The sequence below is a fragment of the Roseococcus sp. SDR genome, assembly GCF_019083995.1.
Lineage (GTDB): Bacteria > Pseudomonadota > Alphaproteobacteria > Acetobacterales > Acetobacteraceae > Roseococcus.
In genome coordinates this window covers 96,187-113,298 of record NZ_JAHRCU010000008.1, presented here as the reverse complement: position 1 = coordinate 113,298, position 17,112 = coordinate 96,187, and the positions used below count along the sequence as shown (strand labels likewise).

Genomic DNA, 17,112 nt, shown 5'->3' with positions numbered 1-17,112 from the left:
CCCTCACTCCGCCGCCAGCGCCGGGCGCAGATAGGTGGCCGCGCATTCCGCCATGGTGGAGCTGGCCCGCGTGATGGGGTCCACCTGCCAATAGTTGCGGATCGGCAGGCCGAAGGGCGCCGCACTCAGCCCGCCCGTCACTTCCGGCCCTGCATCATCGGTGCAGCCCGGCAGCGGCGCCTGGTCCAGCCGCGCGAAGACCGGGTGTGCGGCCGCCATCTCGGCCCGCAGCGCCTCCAGCGTGTCGAAGGGCAGCGTCACGCCCAGGAATTGCGAGGCGGCGCGGATGATGCGCCAATCCTCCCGCGCCTCGCCCGGCGGCGGCACGGCCATGCGGCCCCGCTGCACGCGGCCTTCCGTGTTGACGTAGGTGCCGTCCTTCTCGGTATAGGCGGCCCCCGGCAGGATCACATCGGCCCGCGCGGCCGCGGCCTCGCCATGATGGCCCTGATAGATCACGAAGGTGCCGGGCTTGATGCGCGACACATCGAAGCCATCCGCCCCCAGAAGCCAGAGCGCATCCACGCCACCCGCCAGCATGCCGGCCATGTCGAGGCCCCGTTCCCCCGGAACGAAGCCGAGGTCGAGGGCCGCCACCTGGCCACCGAACTGGTGCAGCAGGTTGAAGCCGTGCCAATCCTCGCGCAGCGCCTCGGCCGCCTTGGCGATCTCCCAGGCGGAGGAGAGCACGGCCGCGCCATCCTCCCGCGCCAGCGCGCCACGGCCCAGGATCACCATGGGCTTGGCGGCACCCTTCAGGAACTCCGCGCCGGCCGCGAAATCCGCCGGGCCCGTGCCCAGATGCGTGGCGGGATAGGTCAGGTCCACCGCCTCGCCGATCACGCCGACCCGCATCCCGCCTAGCGTCCAGCGCTTGCGGATGCGGGCATTGATGACCGGCGCTTCGACGCGCGGATTGCTGCCGATGATGAGGATGGCATCTGCCTCCTCAATCCCGGCGATGCTGGAATTGAACAGATAGTAGTCCGGCCGCGAGGCATCGAGCTTCGCGCCATCCTGCCGCGCATCCAGGTTCGTGCTGCCCATGGCGGCCAGCATCGCCTTCAGCGCGAAGAGGCTCTCCGCATCCATCGTGTCGCCCGCGATGGCGCCGATGCGCTGGCCGCGCACATTCTGCACGATCGCGCCAAACGCCTCGGCCCAGCTCGCCGGCTTCAGCACGCCGTCGCGCCGCACCCAGGGCCGGTCCAGCCGCTTGCGCTTGAGCCCATCGAAGGAGAAGCGCGAGCGGTCGCCCAGCCACTCCTCGTTCACATCATCATTCACGCGCGGCAGCATGCGCAGCACCTCGCCGCCGCGCACATCCACGCGGATGGCGGCCCCGGTCGCGTCCAGCACATCCACGCTGTCCGTCTTCGACAGCTCCCAGGGGCGGGAGACGAAGGCATAGGGCCGGCTGGTCAGCGCGCCGACAGGGCAGAGGTCGATCAGATTGCCGGAAAGCTCGCTGGTCAGCGCCTTCTCGACATAGGTGCCGACTTCCATGTTCTCGCCGCGGCCCGTCGCACCCATCTCCGGCACGCCGGCCACTTCGGCGGCGAAGCGGATGCAGCGCGTGCAATGGATGCAGCGGTTCATCACCGTCTTGATCAGCGGGCCGACATACTTGTCCTTCACCGAGCGCTTCTGCTCGTGATACCGGCTGCCATCCTTGCCGTAGGACATGGCCTGGTCCTGCAGGTCGCATTCGCCGCCCTGGTCGCAGATCGGGCAATCGAGCGGATGGTTGATCAGCAGGAATTCCATCACGCCGCGCCGCGCATTGCGCACCACCGGCGTGTCGGTGAAGACCTTCATGCCATCCATGACCGGATAGGCGCAGGAGGCGACGGGCTTCGGCGCCTTCTCCACCTCCACCAGGCACATGCGGCAATTGCCGGCGACCGAGAGGCGCTCATGGTAGCAGAAGCGCGGGATTTCCTTGCCCGCGGCCTCGCAGGCCTGCAGCACGGAGGACCCGTTCGGGACCTCGACCTCGATGCCGTCGATGGTGACCTTGGCCATCGCCTTACTCCGCAGCCATGTTCAAGCCCTGGGGCAGGTTGTTGCGCGCCTTGTAGGCGGCGATGCGCTCTTCCATCAGCGGACGGAAGTGGCGGATCAGCCCCTGCACCGGCCAGACGCCGCCATCGGCCAGCGCGCAGATGGTGTGGCCCTCGATCTGCCGCGTCACCTGCTCGAGCACGTCGATCTCCTCGATCTCGGCGCGGCCTTCCACCATGCGGAGCATCACGCGGTTCACCCAGCCCATGCCCTCGCGGCAGGGCGTGCACTGGCCGCAGCTCTCATGCTTGTAGAAGGCGGAGAGGCGCTGGATCGCCTTGATCAGGTCGGTGGACTTGTCCATCACGATCACGCCGGCGGTGCCGAGGCCGGTCTTGTGCTCGCGCAGCGCGTCGAAATCCATCAGCACGTCGTCGCAGACGCTCTTCGGGATCATCGGCGTGGAGGAGCCGCCCGGAATCACCGCCAGCAGATTGTCCCAGCCGCCGCGCACGCCGCCGGCATAACGGTCGATCAGTTCGCGCAGCGGGATGCTCATCTCGGCTTCCACATTGCACGGCTTGTTCACGTGGCCCTGCAGGCAGAAGATCTTGGTGCCCGAATTCTTCGGCCGCCCGAAGCTGGAGAACCAGGAGGCGCCGCGCCGCAGGATGGTGGGCACCACCGCGATGGTCTCAACATTGTTCACGGTCGTCGGGCAGCCATAGAGGCCGACGGCAGCGGGGAATGGCGGCTTCAACCGCGGCATGCCCTTCTTGCCCTCGAGGCTCTCGATCAGCGCCGTCTCTTCGCCGCAGATATAGGCGCCGGCGCCGCGATGCACGAAGACGTCGAAATCATAGCCCGAGCCACAGGCATTCTTGCCGATCAGCCCCGCGTCATAGGCCTCGTCGATCGCGGCCTGCAGCACCTGGATCTCGTTGTAGTACTCGCCGCGCACATAGATGTAGGCGGCCACCGCCCCCATGGCGAAGCCTGCAATCAGGCAGCCCTCGACCAGCTTATGAGGATCGTGGCGGATGATGTCGCGGTCCTTGCAAGTGCCGGGCTCGCTCTCATCGCCGTTCACGACGAGGTAGGAGGGCCGGCCCTCGACGGGCGCCTTGGGCATGAAGGACCACTTCATGCCGGTCGGGAAGCCGGCGCCGCCGCGGCCGCGCAGGCCGGAATTCTTCACTTCCTCGATCAGCGCATCGCGTCCGCGGATGAGCAGGTCCTTCGTGCCGTCCCAGTCGCCGCGCATGCGCGCCGCAGCCAGATTCCAGGGCTGCGTGCCATAGAGGTTGGTGAAGATGCGATCCTTGTCGGAGAGCGCCATGGTTCAGTCCTCCGCCCCGTTCAGCACCTGCGGGCCACCGATGGGCGCGCTGGTCTGCCGCCCGATCATCGAGCCGGGCTTGGGCCGCTCGCCGCGCTTCAGCGCCTCGATCAGCTTCACCGTGCTGTCGTAGTCCATGTCCTCGTAATAGTCGTCATCCACCTGCAGGATCGGCGCGTTCACGCAGCCGCCCAGGCATTCGACTTCCGTCAGCGTGAAGTTGCCGTCGGCGCTGGTGTCGCCATAGCCCTTGAGCGCGCCCGCATCCTTGCAGGCGCGCAGCACGTCATCCGAGCCGCGCAGCCAGCAGGGCGTGGTGCCGCAGACCTGCAGGTGGAAGCGCCCGATCGGCTTGGTGTTGTACATGAAGTAGAAGGTCGCGACCTCATAGACGCGCATCGGCGCCATGCCGAGGCGGGCCGCGATCACATCCATGGCCACGCGCGGCACCCAGGCCGAGCCGGTCTGCCGCCCCATCTGCTTCTGCGCGACATAGAGCAGCGGCATGACGGCGCTGGCCTGCTTGCCGGCCGGATAGCGCGGCAGGATCTTGGCGATCTGCGCTTCGCTCTCGGCGTCGAATTCGAAGGAGGTCGGCTCGCTCATGGGGCTTACAGCTTCTGCACGAAGAAAACGGCCGCGGTGAGGATCACCGCCAGCCAAAGCGGCGTCCAGCCCCAGGCGGGCTTCAGCCAACGGAACAGGACGCCCGCGACCAGCGCCGGCACATAGAAGCCGATGAAGCTGATCAGGGCGTTGTCGCTCACCGGTCGATCTCGCCGAAGACGATGTCGAGGCTGCCGATGATGGCCACCGCATCGGCCAGCATGTGGCCCTTGCTCAGCACCTCCATCGCCTGGAGATGCGCGTAGCCAGGGGCGCGGATCTTGCAGCGATACGGCTTGTTGGTCCCGTCGGCGACCAGATACACGCCGAACTCGCCCTTGGGCGCCTCGGTCACCGTGTAGGTGCTGCCGGCGGGCACGTGATAGCCCTCGGTGTAGAGCTTGAAGTGGTGGATGAGCGCTTCCATCGAGCGCTTCATCTGCCCGCGCGTCGGCGGGACGATCTTGTTGTCCAGCACCTTGATGGGGCCGGGCTTCATCTGGTCCAGGCATTGCCGGATGATGCGCAGCGACTGCCGCATCTCCTGCATGCGTAGCAGATAGCGATCGTAGCAATCGCCATTGCGGCCGACCGGCACGTCGAATTCCATGCGGTCATAGACGTCATAGGGCTGCGACTTGCGCAGATCCCAGGCGACGCCCGAGGCGCGCAGGCAGGGGCCGGAGAAGCCCCATTCCATCGCCTGCTCGGCCGTCATCACGCCGATATCCACCGTGCGCTGCTTGAAGATGCGGTTGTTGGTCAGCAGCCCTTCCAGCTCGTCGAGGAAGGCCGGGAACTGCGCCATCCAGCGCTCGATCTTCTCGGGCAGCGCGGCGGGAATGTCCTTCGCGACGCCACCGGGCCGGAAGTAATTGGCGTGGTAGTGGCTGCCCGAGGTCATCTCGTACATTTCGAGCAGATGCTCGCGCTGCTCGAAACCCCAGAGCGCCGGCGTGATCGCGCCGCAATCCAGCGCGTAGGTCGTCACGTTCAGCAGGTGGTTCGCGATGCGCGTGATCTCGGCGAAGAGCACGCGGATGTACTGCGCGCGCTCCGGCACGTCCTGCGTGATGCCCAGCAGCCGCTCCGTCGCCAGGGCGAAGCTGTGCTCCATGCACATGGGGCTGACGTAGTCGAGGCGATCGAAATAGGGCAGCGCCTGGAGATAGGTCTTGTACTCGATCAGCTTTTCGGTGCCGCGATGCAGCAGGCCGATATGCGGATCGGCGCGCTCCACCACCTCGCCCTTCATCTCGAGGATGAGGCGCAGCACGCCATGTGCCGCCGGGTGCTGCGGACCGAAATTGATGGTGTGGCTGTCCATCTCGACGATGCGGCGTTCCGTCTCGTTCGGGGCCGCTTCGCCGATCGGGCTGAGGTCGCTCATGCCTTGTCCCCCTTCTCATCCTCGGGGCGCGCGATGCGGTTCAGATGCACCTTCTCGTCGCCCGGCAGGGTGGTCATCGCCTCCCAGGGGCTCAGGAAGTCGAAGTTGCGGAAATCCTGCACGAGCTTCACCGGCTCCTGCACCACGCGGCCGACTTCGGCGTCGTAGCGCATCTCGACGAAGCCGCTGAGCGGGAAATCCTTGCGGAGCGGATGCCCCTCGAAGCCGTAATCGGTCAGCAGCCGGCGAAGATCGGCCAGGCCCGCGAAGACCACGCCGTACATGTCCCAGGTCTCGCGCTCGAACCAGGTGGCGGTGGGCCAGATGGAAGCCACGCTCGGCACGGGCTGCTCGGCATCCGTCATCGTGATCACGCGCAGCCGCTCGTTCCGCGTCAGCGAGAGCAGGTTGTACACCACCTCGAATCGCTCCGGCCGGTCGGGCCAGTCCACGCCGCAGACATCCATGAGCTGCGCGAAATCGAGCGCGGGCGCGTCGCGCAGCAGCGTCATGAGCGGCAGCAGCGCATCGCGCGTCACGTGCAGCACGAGTTCGGCCCCGCCACGCTCGCGCGTGAAGGCCACGGGCAGGCGGTCCGCGATCAGGCCGCGGATGTCGTTCTCGAGTGCGTCAACCACGAAGGATGGTCCCCGTGCGGCGGATCTTCTTCTGCAATTGCAGGATTCCGTAGACCAGCGCCTCGGCCGTGGGCGGGCAGCCGGGGACGTAGATGTCCACCGGCACGATTCGGTCGCAGCCCCGCACCACCGAGTAGCTGTAGTGGTAATAGCCCCCGCCATTGGCGCAGGAGCCCATGGAGATGACCCAGCGCGGCTCGCTCATCTGGTCGTAGACCTTGCGCAGCGCGGGGGCCATCTTGTTGGTCAGCGTGCCGGCCACGATCATCACGTCGCTCTGCCGCGGCGAACCGCGCGGGATGATGCCGAAGCGGTCGAGGTCATAGCGCGCCATGTAGGCATGGATCATCGGCACCGCGCAGCAGGCGAGGCCGAAGGTCATCGGCCAGAGCGAGCCGGTGCGGGCCCAGTTCACCACCTTGTCCAGGTTGGCGACGACAAAGCCCTTCTCCTCGATCTCGCCGGTCACGGCGCGAATCACGGCGTCCTGCGGGGCTCCGGCCGGGTTCCAGGCAATCTCGTTCATGGCCTTATTCCCAATCCAGGGCGCCTTTGCGCCACTCATAGATGAAGCCCACCGTCAGCACGCCGAGGAAGCCCATCATCGAGAAGAAGCCGAGCCAGCCGATCTCGCCCAGCGTCACCGCCCAGGGGAAGAGGAAGGCCACTTCGAGGTCGAAGATGATGAACAGGATCGCGACCAAGTAGAACCGCACGTCGAAGCGGCGGCGCGTATCGTCGAAGGGCGCGAAGCCGCACTCATAGGCGGAGAGCTTCTCGGCATTGGGCTTCTGCCGCGCAACCAGCAGGCTGCCGCCCACCATGGCGAGGGCGATGCCTCCCGCGATCCCCAGAAAAACGAGGATCGGGAAATACTCGGCGAGCAAGGGCTGCGTCATCTTTGCCTCGGCGACTCTTTTGCCTCGCGCATTCCTGGCCGCTTTGCCACGGCGGATGCACGATGGGCCAGGGGCGCGGGACTGCGCCTCTGACGCGGCGCACCATACAGCAAGGAAGGCCCGCTCCGCCATAGGGGGTGCAAGTTAAACGCACGTCAGCACAGGCGGTTGCGCCGTGCGATCGGATCGGATTGGCAATGTTGAGGAGGGTAAAATCTGGCGCGAGTGACGGGGCTCGAACCCGCGACCTCCGGCGTGACAGGCCGGCGCTCTAACCGACTGAGCTACACCCGCAGCAGACGAAGGGGCGTTTAGGCCCCGCCCGAGTGGCTGTCAACCAACCGGAGCCGGAAAAGATGGTGGGCGCTGACGGGGTCGAACCGCCGACATCCTGCGTGTAAAGCAGGCGCTCTACCTCTGAGCTAAGCGCCCCAGGGCGTCATCATGCCATGACGCCCCGCACAAGAAAAAGGGCCGACCCGCACTTGGCGGACCGGCCCTGCAAGACGGAACTGGCGTCAGCTCAGTTCACGGCGTCCTTGAGGTTCTTGCCGGCCTTGAAGCGAACCGTGGTCGAGGCGGGGATCTTGATCTCCTCGCCCGTGCGCGGGTTGCGGCCCTTGCCGGCCTTGCGCTTGCTGGTGCTGAAGGTGCCGAAGCCGACGAGGCGGACTTCCTGCTTCTTCTTCAGCGCCTTGGTGATCGCCTCGAAGACGGAGTCGAGAACGTCGCCGGCCTTCGCCTTGGACAGTTCACCCGACTCGGCAACGACGGCCACGAGATCCTGCTTGTTCATGGGACGGTCCCCTTACTGAACGGCCTACGCACGTGAAGACCGATTCTCCACACTGGCCTGAGCGGGACAGTAAGCGGCGGTTTTCCGCCGCGTCAATCAGCCACACCTCCGATTCGCGGCGGTTTGCCTGGGTTTTTTGGGGATAGCTTCCGCAAACCCTTGATGGCCGTGGCGAAAATGAAAAGGGCGCCCACGAGGGACGCCCTTCCCGGAACGCAATCCCGGCCCCGTCAGTGCGGCCGGACAGCCGCTCCCGATTCGACCGCCGGCACCGGCGCCTCCTCCGGCTCCACCCAGGTGATGGCCTCGGGCGCGCGCACGAGCGCCTTGTTGATCACCTCGTCGGCATGGCTGACGGCGATGATCTTCAGCGCCTTCTTCACGCTGTCCGGGATGTCCGCCAGGTCCTTCTCATTGTCCTTCGGGATGAAGACCGTGGTGATGCCCGCGCGCAGCGCGGCCAGCAGCTTCTCCTTCAGGCCGCCGATCGGCAGGACGCGGCCGCGCAATGTGATCTCGCCCGTCATCGCCACCTCGCGCCGCACCGGGATACCGGTGAGCACGGAGATGATCGAGGTCGCCATGGCGACACCTGCGCTGGGCCCATCCTTGGGCGTCGCACCTTCCGGTACGTGCACATGGATGTCGCGCTTCTCAAAGAGCGTGGGCTTGATGCCGAAGGTGATGGAGCGCGAGCGGACATAGGACAGCGCGGCGCTGACCGATTCCTTCATCACATCGCCCAGCTGGCCGGTCGGCTTGATGTTGCCCTTGCCGGGCACCACCACGCTTTCGATGGAGAGGATGTCTCCCCCCACCTCCGTCCAGGCGAGGCCGGTGACGACGCCCACCATGTCCTCGCTCTCGGCCTCGCCGTAGCGGAACTTCTTCACGCCCGCATATTTCTCGAGGTTCTTGCGGGTGATCGCGACCTTCTTCGCCTTGCCGGTCACGATCTCCTTCACCGCCTTGCGGGCCAGGCCTCCCAGCTCGCGCTCCAGGTTCCGCACGCCGGCCTCGCGCGTGTAGTAGCGCACCAGGTCGAGCAGTGCGTCATCCGAAAGCGACCATTCGGCCGGCTTCAGACCATTCGCCTCGGTCACCTTGGGCAGCAAATGGCGCTTGGAGATCTGCACCTTCTCATCCTCGGTGTAGCCGGGGATGCGGATGATCTCCATGCGGTCCAGCAGGGGCTGGGGCATGCGCAGCGAATTGGCGGTCGTGACGAACATCACATCCGACAGGTCGTAATCCACCTCCAGGTAGTGGTCGGCGAAGGTGGCGTTCTGCTCGGGGTCCAGCACCTCCAGCAGCGCGCTGGAGGGGTCGCCGCGCCAATCCGCGCCGAGCTTGTCGATCTCGTCCAGCAGGAAGAGCGGGTTGCTCGTCTTCGCCTTCTTCATGCCCTGGATGACCTTGCCCGGCATGGAGCCGATATAGGTCCGGCGGTGGCCGCGCACCTCCGCCTCGTCCCGCACGCCGCCCAGCGACATGCGGACGAAGTTGCGCCCCGTGGCCTTGGCGATGGACTTGCCGAGCGAGGTCTTGCCCACGCCAGGCGGGCCGACCAGGCAAAGGATGGGGCCACGGATCTTCTTGCTGCGCGCCTGCACAGCCAGATACTCGATGATCCGCTCCTTCACCTTCTCCAGGCCGTAATGGTCGGCGTCGAGCACCTTCTCGGCCGCGGTGATGTCGCGGCGGATGACGCTGCGCTTCTTCCAGGGGATGCTGAGGATCCAGTCGAGGTAGTTGCGGACGACGGTCGCCTCGGCCGACATGGGCGACATGGTGCGCAGCTTCTTCAGCTCCGCCATCGCCTTGTCATGCGCTTCCTTGCTGAGCTTCGTGGCCTTGATCTTGGCCTCGATCTCCGCCGATTCGTCCTTGCCGTCCTCGCCCTCCCCCAGCTCCTTCTGGATCGCGCGCATCTGCTCGTTCAGGTAGTATTCGCGCTGCGTCTTCTCCATCTGCCGCTTCACGCGGCTGCGGATGCGCTTCTCCACCTGGAGCACGCTCATCTCGCCTTCCATGTGGGAGAAGACGCGCTCCAGCCGGGCCGCGACGGAGGCGATCTCGAGCAGCTCCTGCTTCTCGGGGATCTTGATGGAGAGGTGGCTCGCCACCGTGTCCGCGAGCTTGCCGGCGTCATCGATCTGGTTGATCGAGACCAGCACCTCGGGCGCGATCTTCTTGTTGAGCTTGATGTAGCTCTCGAACTGCGAGATCACGGTGCGCATCAGCGCCTCGACCTCGCGCTTGTCCGAGGCAGCCTCGGCCATCGGCTCGGTGAAAGCCTCGAAGTAGCTCTCGGTCTCCTTGAAGCCCACGATCTTCGCGCGGCGGCCGCCTTCCACCAGCACCTTCACGGTGCCATCCGGCAGCTTCAGCAGCTGCAGCACCGTGGAGACGGTGCCGGTCTCGAAGAGGTCCTTCGCCGCCGGGTCATCCTGCAGAGCGTTCTTCTGGGCGACGAGCAGGATCTGCTTGTCTTCGCGCATCACGGCTTCAAGCGCGCGGACGGATTTCTCGCGGCCAACGAAAAGCGGCACGATCATGTGCGGGAAGACGACGATATCCCGCAGCGGCAATACGGGAAGCAGGTCGCCGCGAATGGTTTCCGTCATGAGGACCTCACTGGGACAGTCGGCGGGGCAGGCGCCCGAATTCGGCACGCCCACCCGAAGCCACGGGTTGATGACCTTATTTGGTCATGAAAGGGCGGCAAACAAGCCGCCCCCTCTGACCTCCGCCGGCTCAGGCGGAGGTCTGTTCGGCGGGCTTCTCGCCGTAGATGAAGAGCGGCTGGGCCCGGATCTCCGCCACTTCGCGGTTCACCACCACCTCCTCCACATCGGCGAGGCCCGGCAATTCGAACATGGTGGAGAGCAGGATCTGCTCCATGATGGAACGCAGGCCGCGCGCGCCGGTCTTGCGCTGGATGGCACGCGTGGCGACCGAGCGCAGCGCGTCTTCCGTGAAGGTGAGCTTGGCCCCCTCCATCTCGAAGAGGCGCTGATACTGCTTGAGCAGTGCGTTCTTGGGGCGGGTCAGGATCTCGATGAGCGCCTTCTCGTCCAGATCCTCGAGGGTGGCCACGACCGGCAGGCGGCCGATGAATTCCGGGATCAGGCCGAACTTCAGCAGGTCCTCGGGCTCGACCTCGCGCAGCACGGCACCCATGCGGCGATCCTCGGGGCTGCGCACCTCCGCGCCATAGCCGATGCCCGAGCCCTTGCCGCGCGCGCCGATGATCCGCTCCAGCCCGGCGAAGGCGCCGCCGCAGATGAAGAGGATGTTCGTCGTGTCCACCTGCAGGAATTCCTGCTGCGGATGCTTGCGCCCGCCCTGCGGCGGGACGGAGGCCACGGTGCCCTCCATGATCTTGAGCAGCGCCTGCTGGACGCCCTCGCCCGAGACATCCCGCGTGATCGAGGGGTTGTCCGACTTGCGGCTGATCTTGTCGACCTCGTCGATGTAGACGATGCCGCGCTGCGCGCGCTCGACATTGTAGTCGGCCGCCTGCAGCAGTTTGAGGATGATGTTCTCCACATCCTCGCCGACATAGCCGGCCTCGGTCAGCGTGGTTGCATCGGCCATGGTGAAGGGCACGTCCAGGATGCGGGCCAGCGTCTGCGCCAGCAGCGTCTTGCCCGAGCCTGTGGGCCCGATCAGCATGATGTTGGACTTGGCGATCTCGACGTCGTTGTTCTTCGCGACAGCGGCCAAGCGCTTGTAATGGTTATGAACCGCGACCGCGAGCACCTTCTTCGCGTGCTCCTGGCCGATCACGTAGTCGTCGAGGACCTTGCAGATCTCCTTGGGCGTCGGCACGCCATCGCGTGTCTTCACCATATGCGTCTTGTGCTCTTCACGGATGATATCCATGCAGAGTTCGACGCATTCATCGCAGATGAAGACGGTCGGGCCCGCGATGAGCTTGCGCACCTCATGCTGCGACTTGCCGCAGAAGGAGCAGTAAAGGGTATTCTTGCTGTCGCCAGACTTGCTCATGCGCACTCCTCGCGGCGGGGAGGGACCCGGCTGTCTGCCCCCAGGCCGCGTTTCAAACTCGTGACCCGGGAATCTACCCTCCCGGGGGCCTGCAAGGGAAGCTTTGCCGCCCTTGCCGACGCATCCTGCCCCATAAACCTCTGTCGAGGCTCAGCTCTTGGGGGCTTCCGTAACCGCGGGGCGCTTGTCCACCACCTGGTCGATCAGGCCCCAGTCCCGGGCCTCCTCGGCCGACATGTAGCTGTCACGCTCCAGCTTGGCCTCGATGGCCTCGACCGGCTGGCCCGTGTGGGTGACGTAGATCTGGTTCAGGCGCTTGCGCAATTCCAGGATTTCGCGCGCCTGGATCTCGATATCGGTCGCCTGGCCCTGGGCACCGCCGGAGGGCTGATGGACCATCACGCGGGCGTTCGGCAGGGCGAAGCGCTTGCCCTTGGCGCCGGCCGTCAGCAGCAGCGAGCCCATCGAAGCCGCCATCCCGAGGCAGACCGTGCTGACCGGGCTGCGGATGAACTGCATGGTGTCATAGATCGCGAGCCCGGCGCTCACCACGCCGCCCGGGCTGTTGATGTAGAAGGAAATTTCCTTGTTGGGGTTCTCGCTCTCCAGAAACAGGAGCTGCGCGCAGATCAGGGAGGAGACGCCGTCATAGACGGCGCCAGTCAGGAAGATGATCCGCTCCTTGAGCATCCGCGAATAGATGTCATAGGCGCGCTCGCCGCGGCTGGATTGCTCCACCACCATGGGGACGAGGGAGTTGTTATAGATTTCAACAGGATCGCGATCCTGGGTCCCCACATATCGCACGTCTTGCATTCCCATCTTCTGAGGTCCGCCCCAGGATGGGCACGGCCTGGTTAAGGCCGGACGAATCGTGCCCCGGCCCCTCGGTCAGGCACAGCATGTGGGCAGAGACGCGCCCAAGGAAAGAGGGGGCGCGAAAACCCCCTCCCCCGTTTCACCCTCAGATCTGGGTGGCGGCCTCGGCCAGCTTCTCCGGCGTCACGGTCTCGTCCTCGACCTTGGCCAGCTCCAGCATGAAGTCCACGACCTTCTCCTCGAAGATCGGGCTGCGGAGGTTCTCCAGCGCCTGCGGGTTCTTCTGGAAGAACTCGAACACCTGCTTTTCCTGGCCCGGATAGCGCTGCACCTCGGCGCGCATCGCGTTGCCCAGCTCCTCGCGGCTCACCGTGATGTTGTTGGTGGTGCCGATCTCGGAGAGCAGCAGGCCGAGGCGGATGCGGCGCTCGGCGATGCCGCGGTACTCGGCCTTCAGCGTGGCCTCGTCCTTGCCGGCATCCTCGCCGTCCAGGCGGCCGGCCTTCATATCGGCCTCCACACGCTCCCAGATCTGCTTGAACTCATTCTCCACCATGCCCTCGGGCACTTCGAAGCTGGCGCGCTCGGCCAGCGCATCCAGCAGCTTGCGCTTGATGGCCATGCGGCTCTGGCTGTCATATTCGCGCTGCAGGCTCTCCAGGATCACCTCGCGCAGCTTCTCGAAGCTCTCGAGACCCAGCTTCTTCGCCAGCTCATCGTCCAGCGCGGGCTTGGAATAGACCTTGAGCGCCTTGGCGGTCACGGTGAACTCGGCATCCTTGCCGGCCAGCTCGGCCGAGCCGTATTCGGCCGGGAAGGTCACCTTGACGATCCGCTGCTCGCCCGGGGCGAGGCCTTCCAGCTGCTCGGTGAAGCCCGGGATGAAGCCGGGGCCGGCCACCTCGATCGGCATGTCGGTGGCGGAGCCGCCCTGGAACTCCTCGCCGCCGATGCGGCCGACGAAGTCGCAGACCAGCACCTCGCCCTTGGCGGCGGCGCGGGCTTCCGTCTCTTCCAGGCTCGCCTGGCGGCGGCTGATGCTCTCCAGCGCCTTGGCGACTTCCTCATCGCCCGGGGCGGCCTTCAGGCGCGTCAGGCTGATGCTGGCGAAGTCCGGCATCGGGATGGTGGGCAGCACCTCGACATCCATGCGGAATTCGAGGTCGGCGCCATCGGCGAAGTTCACCAGCTCGATCTTGGGCTGCAGCGCGGGGCGGAGGTTGTTGTCGGTGACGACCTTGCTGGTGGCTTCCTGCACGGAGGCTTCCAGCACCTCGCCCATCACGGCCTGGCCGTAGCGGGCCAGCACCACCTTCTGCGGCACCTTGCCGGGGCGGAAGCCCGGCATCTTCATGTCCTTGGCCAGCTCCGCCAGGCGCTTGTCCTTCTGGGCGGCGATGCTCGTCGCGGGAACCACCACCGTGTAGGCCCGCTTGAGCCCTTCGTTCGCAACCTCAGTGACCTGCATAGTGAGCGATTCCGTTCGTGTGTTGATGGGCGCGGCCGTGGTGCGGGCGGAGGGATTTGAACCCCCACGGCTTGCGCCACTGGAACCTAAATCCAGCGTGTCTGCCAATTCCACCACGCCCGCATGACCGCGTGGCCAAATGGGAAGCGGCGCATGTAGCCGAAACGGCCGCCCTCGCCAATACTGGCCCCCCATGACCATCCCGCATGACCCGGGCGGAAAGGTGCGGCTGCGCCTCGCCTCCGACATCGTCTCCGCCGCCGCCTTTTCCGAATGCCGCCGCTGGCGCTGGTGGCTGGAGCGGCGCTGGGATGGGCAGCCGATCGGCACGCCCGGCTTCGGGGTCGTGATCGGCATGAACCCCTCCACGGCCGATCTGGACGCGGATGACCCGACGGTCGCCGGCTGCATCTGGCGGGCGCGGCACCGCTGGGGCCTGCCCGGCCTCGTCATGCTCAATGCCTTCGCCTATCGCGCGACCGACAAGAAGCGCCTGCTGGAGGTGGATGACCCGGTGGGGGCGGAGAATGACGCGACCATCCTGCATTATGCGCGCGGGGCACCGCTGGTCGTCGTCGCCTGGGGGCAGCCCCCCAAACCGCTGATGGGGCGCGGGCCGGCTCTGGCGGCACTTCTGCGGGGGGCAGGGATCACGCCGATGTGCTTCGGCACGAACAATGACGGCAGCCCGAAGCACCCCCTCTACCAGCGGCGGGATGCGGCGCTGGTGCCCTTCCCGGGCTGAGGCTCAGCCCAGCAGCAGCTCCGCGCAGGCATCCAGGATCGCCGCCTCGTCCAGCCCGTATTCGGCATAGAGCGCCGGGATGTCGCCGCCCTGGCCGAAGCGGTCCACGCCGAGCGCGGCAATGCGCTGGCCGCGCACCCCGCCCATCCAGTCCAGCGCGGCCGGGTGGCCATCCAGCAGGGTGACGATGCCCGCGCCGGGGGCCAGCGGCGCCAGCAGCGTCTCGATGTGGGAGGGCGCGCCGCCCGGCCCACCGCGGGCGCGCTTGCGGGCTTCGAGCCAGCCCTGGTGCAGACGGTCAGGCGAAGTCACGGCCATCAGGCCGGCGCCCGGCTCCTCCTGCCGCAGCGTCTCGAAGGCGGCCATGGCCTCCGGGGCCAGCGCCCCCTGATAGGCGATGGCGATGCGCGCGCCCACCGCGGGCGGCACCATCCAATAGCCGCCGGCGATCACCTGCGCCGGGTCGAGCTGCCGCTCGGGCTGGGTCAGGCCGCGGGTCGAAAGGCGCAGCCAGACGGAGGAGCCGTCGGGCTCCTGCATATGCGCGAAGGCGTGGCGCATCAGGATGGAGAGCTCATCCGCGAAGGCGGGCTCATAGGCGGCCAGCCGATCCTGCGCCATGCCGATCAGCGGCGTGTTCACCGACTGGTGCTGCCCGCCCTCGGCCGCCAAGGTGATGCCGGACGGTGTGCTGACCAGCAGGAAACGCGCATCCATGTAGCAGCCATAGATCAGCGCATCGAGGCCGCGATTGACGAAGGGATCATAGACCGTGCCGATGGGCAGCAGGCGGGCGCCATAGAGCCGGTCGGAGAGGCCGAGTGCGGCCAGCACCAGGAAGAGGTTCTGCTCGGCGATGCCGAGCTCCACATGCTGCCCCTCGGGCGACATGCCCCAGCGCTGGGCCGAAGCCAGCTTCGCATCGCGGAAGACATCATTCTTCAGATGCCGGTCGAAGATGCCGCGCCGGTTCACCCAGGGGCCGAGATTGGTGGAGACCGTCACATCCGGGCTGGTGGTGACGATGCGCCCCGCCATGGGCGCGTACTCCCCCTCCCCGCGCCCGATGCCGGCCAGGATCTCGCCGAAGGCCGCCTGGGTGGAGAGCTTGCGCCCCGCCGGCACGCGCGGCACCGGCAGCACGGCCGGGATGGGGATCTTGGGCGAGGTGAGCGAGCGGCCCGCGGGCGTCAGCTTCTCAGCGAAGGGCACGCTGTCGATGAAGGCGCGCATCTCCTCGGCCGGGACGTCGAGGCCCTCGAACTCGTCCCATTCATGGCCGGGGCGGATGCGCATGGCGGAGCGGAACTCCTCCATCTGCTCCTTCGTCATCAGCCCGGCATGGTTGTCCTTGTGGCCGGCGAAGGGCAGGCCCATGCCCTTCACGGTATAGGCGATGAAGCAGGTGGGCTGGTCGCCCGCCGCGTCCTGCGCGCGGAAGGCTTCCATCAGCGTCTCGATGTCATGGCCGCCCAGGTTGTTCATCAGCGCCGCCAGCTCGTCATCCGTCAGCGGATCGATGATGGCGCGCAGCCCCTCCTCGCGGCCCAGTTCCGCCAGCAGCGCGGAGCGCCAGGCCGCCCCACCCTGGAAGGTGAGCGCGGCATAGAGGCTGTTGGGGCAGTCATCGATCCAGCGGCGCAGCGCCTCGCCGCCCGGCCGCGCGAAGGCCGCCTGCAGCTTGCGGCCGTATTTGAGGGTGACGACATTCCAGCCCATGTCGCGGAACAGGCCCTCGATGCGGCCGAAGAGGCGGTCCTGCACCACGCTGTCCAGGCTCTGGCGGTTGTAGTCCACCACCCACCAGACATTGCGGATGTCGTGCTTCCAGCCCTCCAGCAGGGCCTCGTAGATATTGCCCTCGTCCAGCTCGGCATCGCCGACGATCGCGACATGCCGGCCGGCGGGCAGGCCCTCGGGGGCCAGCTTCTTCAGCCGCACATAATCCTGCACGAGGCTGCCGAAGCTGGTGAGCGCCACGCCGAGGCCGACGGAGCCCGTGGAGAAATCAACCTCGCCGCCATCCTTCATGCGCGAGGGATAGGGCTGGATGCCGCCGAATTGTCGCAGCGTGGAGAGGCGGTCGGCACTCTGCCGCCCCAGCAGCAGGTTCATCGCGTGGAACACCGGCCCCGCATGCGGCTTGATGGCGACGCGGTCCGCCGGCTTCAGGATGTCGAAATAGAGCGCGGTCAGGATCGAGATGACCGAGGCGCAGGAGGCCTGGTGCCCGCCCACCTTCAGCCCGTCCCGGTTGGGGCGGACATGGTTGGCGTGATGGATCATCCAGGCCGAGATCCAGAGCAGCTTGCGCTCGACCGCGTTGAGCAGCGCCACGCGCCGCGCCTCGTCCATGGTGGCGGCACGCGAGAGGGGGGTCTGCTGGTTCATGGG

Annotated in this window: 15 protein-coding genes and 3 tRNA genes; 1 reads left to right on the top strand and 17 read right to left on the bottom strand. The window is 66.6% G+C overall.

Annotation, left to right across the window (positions count from 1 at the left end; all coding sequences use genetic code 11):
- Positions 1-3 precede the first annotated feature (3 nt).
- The 16 genes from nuoG to KTR66_RS11040 all read right to left on the bottom strand — a co-directional run bounded on the left by nuoG (position 4) and on the right by KTR66_RS11040 (position 14,096).
- The gene (nuoG, locus tag KTR66_RS11115) at positions 4-2,025 is read right to left on the bottom strand and encodes an NADH-quinone oxidoreductase subunit NuoG (protein WP_213612662.1); all 2,022 of its coding nucleotides are present in this window, start codon (positions 2,023-2,025) and stop codon (positions 4-6) included.
- A 4-nt stretch (positions 2,026-2,029) separates the two neighbouring features.
- The gene (gene nuoF / locus KTR66_RS11110; protein WP_213612661.1) at positions 2,030-3,343 is read right to left on the bottom strand and encodes an NADH-quinone oxidoreductase subunit NuoF; all 1,314 of its coding nucleotides are present in this window, start codon (positions 3,341-3,343) and stop codon (positions 2,030-2,032) included.
- A gap of 3 nt (positions 3,344-3,346) precedes the next feature.
- Positions 3,347-3,949 carry an NAD(P)H-dependent oxidoreductase subunit E gene (locus tag KTR66_RS11105; RefSeq protein ID WP_213612660.1) on the bottom strand — a complete coding sequence of 201 codons (603 nt, stop codon included), beginning with the start codon at positions 3,947-3,949 and terminating at the stop codon, positions 3,347-3,349.
- A 5-nt stretch (positions 3,950-3,954) separates the two neighbouring features.
- On the bottom strand, positions 3,955-4,110 hold the full coding sequence (locus KTR66_RS11100; RefSeq protein WP_213612659.1) for a hypothetical protein: 156 nt from the start codon (positions 4,108-4,110) through the stop codon (positions 3,955-3,957).
- Positions 4,107-5,339, bottom strand: a complete 1,233-nt coding sequence (locus tag KTR66_RS11095) for an NADH-quinone oxidoreductase subunit D (RefSeq protein WP_213612658.1) — start codon at positions 5,337-5,339, stop codon at positions 4,107-4,109. The genes KTR66_RS11100 and KTR66_RS11095 overlap by 4 nt, the downstream gene beginning before the upstream one ends.
- Positions 5,336-5,953, bottom strand: coding sequence for an NADH-quinone oxidoreductase subunit C (locus tag KTR66_RS11090; protein WP_371819104.1), 618 nt, complete (start codon positions 5,951-5,953; stop codon positions 5,336-5,338). The genes KTR66_RS11095 and KTR66_RS11090 overlap by 4 nt, the downstream gene beginning before the upstream one ends.
- Positions 5,954-5,969: 16 nt before the next feature.
- Positions 5,970-6,503 carry an NADH-quinone oxidoreductase subunit B family protein gene (locus KTR66_RS11085; protein WP_249732032.1) on the bottom strand — a complete coding sequence of 178 codons (534 nt, stop codon included), beginning with the start codon at positions 6,501-6,503 and terminating at the stop codon, positions 5,970-5,972.
- Between the two features lie 4 nt (positions 6,504-6,507).
- On the bottom strand, positions 6,508-6,876 hold the full coding sequence (locus KTR66_RS11080) for an NADH-quinone oxidoreductase subunit A (RefSeq protein WP_213612655.1): 369 nt from the start codon (positions 6,874-6,876) through the stop codon (positions 6,508-6,510).
- 217 nt (positions 6,877-7,093) lie between these two features.
- Positions 7,094-7,170: transfer RNA gene (locus KTR66_RS11075), tRNA-Asp, on the bottom strand.
- Between the two features lie 63 nt (positions 7,171-7,233).
- A tRNA-Val gene (locus KTR66_RS11070) sits at positions 7,234-7,308 on the bottom strand.
- Positions 7,309-7,399: 91 nt separating this feature from the next.
- Positions 7,400-7,672 carry an HU family DNA-binding protein gene (locus tag KTR66_RS11065; protein WP_213612654.1) on the bottom strand — a complete coding sequence of 91 codons (273 nt, stop codon included), beginning with the start codon at positions 7,670-7,672 and terminating at the stop codon, positions 7,400-7,402.
- A gap of 230 nt (positions 7,673-7,902) precedes the next feature.
- A complete protein-coding gene (gene lon / locus KTR66_RS11060; RefSeq protein WP_213612653.1) occupies positions 7,903-10,299 on the bottom strand; it encodes an endopeptidase La in 2,397 nt (798 codons plus the stop codon).
- A gap of 130 nt (positions 10,300-10,429) precedes the next feature.
- Positions 10,430-11,686, bottom strand: a complete 1,257-nt coding sequence (gene clpX / locus KTR66_RS11055) for an ATP-dependent Clp protease ATP-binding subunit ClpX (protein ID WP_213612652.1) — start codon at positions 11,684-11,686, stop codon at positions 10,430-10,432.
- A gap of 150 nt (positions 11,687-11,836) precedes the next feature.
- Positions 11,837-12,502, bottom strand: coding sequence for an ATP-dependent Clp endopeptidase proteolytic subunit ClpP (clpP, locus tag KTR66_RS11050; protein ID WP_213612651.1), 666 nt, complete (start codon positions 12,500-12,502; stop codon positions 11,837-11,839).
- Positions 12,503-12,650: 148 nt separating this feature from the next.
- Entirely contained in the window at positions 12,651-13,973 is a 1,323-nt protein-coding gene (tig, locus tag KTR66_RS11045) for a trigger factor (RefSeq protein WP_213612650.1), read from the bottom strand.
- A 38-nt stretch (positions 13,974-14,011) separates the two neighbouring features.
- Positions 14,012-14,096 (bottom strand) — tRNA-Leu (locus KTR66_RS11040).
- A gap of 70 nt (positions 14,097-14,166) precedes the next feature.
- Here KTR66_RS11040 and KTR66_RS11035 point away from each other — a divergent pair.
- Positions 14,167-14,718 (top strand): DUF1643 domain-containing protein, encoded by a 552-nt coding sequence (locus KTR66_RS11035; RefSeq protein WP_213612649.1) that lies wholly within the window; start codon positions 14,167-14,169, stop codon positions 14,716-14,718.
- A 3-nt stretch (positions 14,719-14,721) separates the two neighbouring features.
- Here the strand turns inward: KTR66_RS11035 and KTR66_RS11030 are convergent, their stop codons facing one another.
- The gene (locus tag KTR66_RS11030; protein WP_371819092.1) at positions 14,722-17,109 is read right to left on the bottom strand and encodes a 1-deoxy-D-xylulose-5-phosphate synthase N-terminal domain-containing protein; all 2,388 of its coding nucleotides are present in this window, start codon (positions 17,107-17,109) and stop codon (positions 14,722-14,724) included.
- Positions 17,110-17,112 lie beyond the last annotated feature (3 nt).

Excerpts from the sequence above, each read along its gene's own strand:
- nuoG (WP_213612662.1), bottom strand. The coding sequence starts at position 2,025 with ATGGCCAAGGTCACCATCGACGGCATCGAGGTCGAGGTCCCGAACGGG.
- nuoF (WP_213612661.1), bottom strand. The coding sequence starts at position 3,343 with ATGGCGCTCTCCGACAAGGATCGCATCTTCACCAACCTCTATGGCACG.
- KTR66_RS11105 (WP_213612660.1), bottom strand. The coding sequence starts at position 3,949 with ATGAGCGAGCCGACCTCCTTCGAATTCGACGCCGAGAGCGAAGCGCAG.
- KTR66_RS11095 (WP_213612658.1), bottom strand. The coding sequence starts at position 5,339 with ATGAGCGACCTCAGCCCGATCGGCGAAGCGGCCCCGAACGAGACGGAA.
- KTR66_RS11085 (WP_249732032.1), bottom strand. The coding sequence starts at position 6,503 with ATGAACGAGATTGCCTGGAACCCGGCCGGAGCCCCGCAGGACGCCGTG.
- KTR66_RS11080 (WP_213612655.1), bottom strand. The coding sequence starts at position 6,876 with ATGACGCAGCCCTTGCTCGCCGAGTATTTCCCGATCCTCGTTTTTCTG.
- KTR66_RS11065 (WP_213612654.1), bottom strand. The coding sequence starts at position 7,672 with ATGAACAAGCAGGATCTCGTGGCCGTCGTTGCCGAGTCGGGTGAACTG.
- lon (WP_213612653.1), bottom strand. The coding sequence starts at position 10,299 with ATGACGGAAACCATTCGCGGCGACCTGCTTCCCGTATTGCCGCTGCGG.
- clpX (WP_213612652.1), bottom strand. The coding sequence starts at position 11,686 with ATGAGCAAGTCTGGCGACAGCAAGAATACCCTTTACTGCTCCTTCTGC.
- clpP (WP_213612651.1), bottom strand. The coding sequence starts at position 12,502 with ATGCAAGACGTGCGATATGTGGGGACCCAGGATCGCGATCCTGTTGAA.
- tig (WP_213612650.1), bottom strand. The coding sequence starts at position 13,973 with ATGCAGGTCACTGAGGTTGCGAACGAAGGGCTCAAGCGGGCCTACACG.
- KTR66_RS11035 (WP_213612649.1), top strand. The coding sequence starts at position 14,167 with ATGACCATCCCGCATGACCCGGGCGGAAAGGTGCGGCTGCGCCTCGCC.
- KTR66_RS11030 (WP_371819092.1), bottom strand. The coding sequence starts at position 17,109 with ATGAACCAGCAGACCCCCCTCTCGCGTGCCGCCACCATGGACGAGGCG.